We start from the raw sequence: 2,500 nt of genomic DNA, 5'->3' as shown, positions 1-2,500 counted from the left end.
ACTAACTGGAGGACCGAACCGACTACCGTTGAAAAGTTAGCGGATGACCTGTGGATCGGAGTGAAAGGCTAATCAAGCTCGGAGATAGCTGGTTCTCCTCGAAAGCTATTTAGGTAGCGCCTCATGTATCACTGTAGGGGTAGAGCACTGTTTCGGCTAGGGGTCATCCCGACTTACCAAACCGATGCAAACTCCGAATACCTACAAGTGCCGAGCATGGGAGACACACGGCGGGTGCTAACGTCCGTCGTGAAAAGGGAAACAACCCAGACCGTCAGCTAAGGTCCCAAAGTTATGGTTAAGTGGGAAACGATGTGGGAAGGCTTAGACAGCTAGGAGGTTGGCTTAGAAGCAGCCACCCTTTAAAGAAAGCGTAATAGCTCACTAGTCGAGTCGGCCTGCGCGGAAGATGTAACGGGGCTCAAACCATACACCGAAGCTACGGGTATCACCTTCGGGTGATGCGGTAGAGGAGCGTTCTGTAAGCCTGTGAAGGTGAGTTGAGAAGCTTGCTGGAGGTATCAGAAGTGCGAATGCTGACATGAGTAACGACAATGGGTGTGAAAAACACCCACGCCGAAAGACCAAGGTTTCCTGCGCAACGTTAATCGACGCAGGGTTAGTCGGTCCCTAAGGCGAGGCTGAAAAGCGTAGTCGATGGAAAACAGGTTAATATTCCTGTACTTCTGGTTATTGCGATGGAGGGACGGAGAAGGCTAGGCCAGCTTGGCGTTGGTTGTCCAAGTTTAAGGTGGTAGGCTGGAATCTTAGGTAAATCCGGGATTCTAAGGCCGAGAGCTGATGACGAGTTACTCTTTGAGTGACGAAGTGGTTGATGCCATGCTTCCAAGAAAAGCTTCTAAGCTTCAGGTAACTAGGAACCGTACCCCAAACCGACACAGGTGGTTGGGTAGAGAATACCAAGGCGCTTGAGAGAACTCGGGTGAAGGAACTAGGCAAAATGGCACCGTAACTTCGGGAGAAGGTGCGCCGGTGAGGGTGAAGGACTTGCTCCGTAAGCTCATGCCGGTCGAAGATACCAGGCCGCTGCGACTGTTTATTAAAAACACAGCACTCTGCAAACACGAAAGTGGACGTATAGGGTGTGACGCCTGCCCGGTGCCGGAAGGTTAATTGATGGGGTTAGCTAACGCGAAGCTCTTGATCGAAGCCCCGGTAAACGGCGGCCGTAACTATAACGGTCCTAAGGTAGCGAAATTCCTTGTCGGGTAAGTTCCGACCTGCACGAATGGCGTAACGATGGCGGCGCTGTCTCCACCCGAGACTCAGTGAAATTGAAATCGCTGTGAAGATGCAGTGTATCCGCGGCTAGACGGAAAGACCCCGTGAACCTTTACTATAGCTTTGCACTGGACTTTGAATTTGCTTGTGTAGGATAGGTGGGAGGCTTTGAAGCGTGGACGCCAGTCTGCGTGGAGCCAACCTTGAAATACCACCCTGGCAACTTTGAGGTTCTAACTCAGGTCCGTTATCCGGATCGAGGACAGTGTATGGTGGGTAGTTTGACTGGGGCGGTCTCCTCCTAAAGAGTAACGGAGGAGTACGAAGGTGCGCTCAGACCGGTCGGAAATCGGTCGTAGAGTATAAAGGCAAAAGCGCGCTTGACTGCGAGACAGACACGTCGAGCAGGTACGAAAGTAGGTCTTAGTGATCCGGTGGTTCTGTATGGAAGGGCCATCGCTCAACGGATAAAAGGTACTCCGGGGATAACAGGCTGATACCGCCCAAGAGTTCATATCGACGGCGGTGTTTGGCACCTCGATGTCGGCTCATCACATCCTGGGGCTGAAGCCGGTCCCAAGGGTATGGCTGTTCGCCATTTAAAGTGGTACGCGAGCTGGGTTTAGAACGTCGTGAGACAGTTCGGTCCCTATCTGCCGTGGACGTTTGAGATTTGAGAGGGGCTGCTCCTAGTACGAGAGGACCGGAGTGGACGAACCTCTGGTGTTCCGGTTGTCACGCCAGTGGCATTGCCGGGTAGCTATGTTCGGAATAGATAACCGCTGAAAGCATCTAAGCGGGAAACTAGCCTCAAGATGAGATCTCACTGGAACCTTGAGTTCCCTGAAGGGCCGTCGAAGACTACGACGTTGATAGGTTGGGTGTGTAAGCGCTGTGAGGCGTTGAGCTAACCAATACTAATTGCCCGTGAGGCTTGACCATATAACACCCAAGCAATTTGACTACTCGAAAGAGCATCAGATTGCGGTGTGTGAAGACGAAACGAACCGAAAGTTCGATTCTTGCAAACACCGACTTCTATTACATACCCAATTTGCTGAAGCGAGGCCAACTGGCCACGACTCAGTACCCGAATTTCTTGACGACCATAGAGCATTGGAACCACCTGATCCCATCCCGAACTCAGTAGTGAAACGATGCATCGCCGATGGTAGTGTGGGGTTTCCCCATGTGAGAGTAGGTCATCGTCAAGATTAAATTCCGAAACCCCAATTGCGAAAGCAGTTGGGGTTTGTTT

2 rRNA genes (1 of these 2 cut by a window edge) are annotated in these 2,500 nt (G+C 51.8%); both read left to right on the top strand.

Annotated elements, in window-relative coordinates:
• Window positions 1-2,184 (top strand): 23S ribosomal RNA (locus HKK57_RS00010) (it extends 708 nt beyond the left edge of the window).
• 156 nt (window positions 2,185-2,340) lie between these two features.
• Window positions 2,341-2,456, top strand: a 5S ribosomal RNA gene (rrf, locus tag HKK57_RS00005).
• Window positions 2,457-2,500 lie beyond the last annotated feature (44 nt).

It is taken from the genome of Pseudomonas sp. ADAK21 (assembly GCF_012935735.1).
Classification (GTDB): Bacteria; Pseudomonadota; Gammaproteobacteria; order Pseudomonadales; family Pseudomonadaceae; genus Aquipseudomonas; species Aquipseudomonas proteolytica.
The sequence above is the reverse complement of the archived record's forward strand: the minus strand, read 5'-3'. Positions and strand labels throughout refer to the sequence as shown.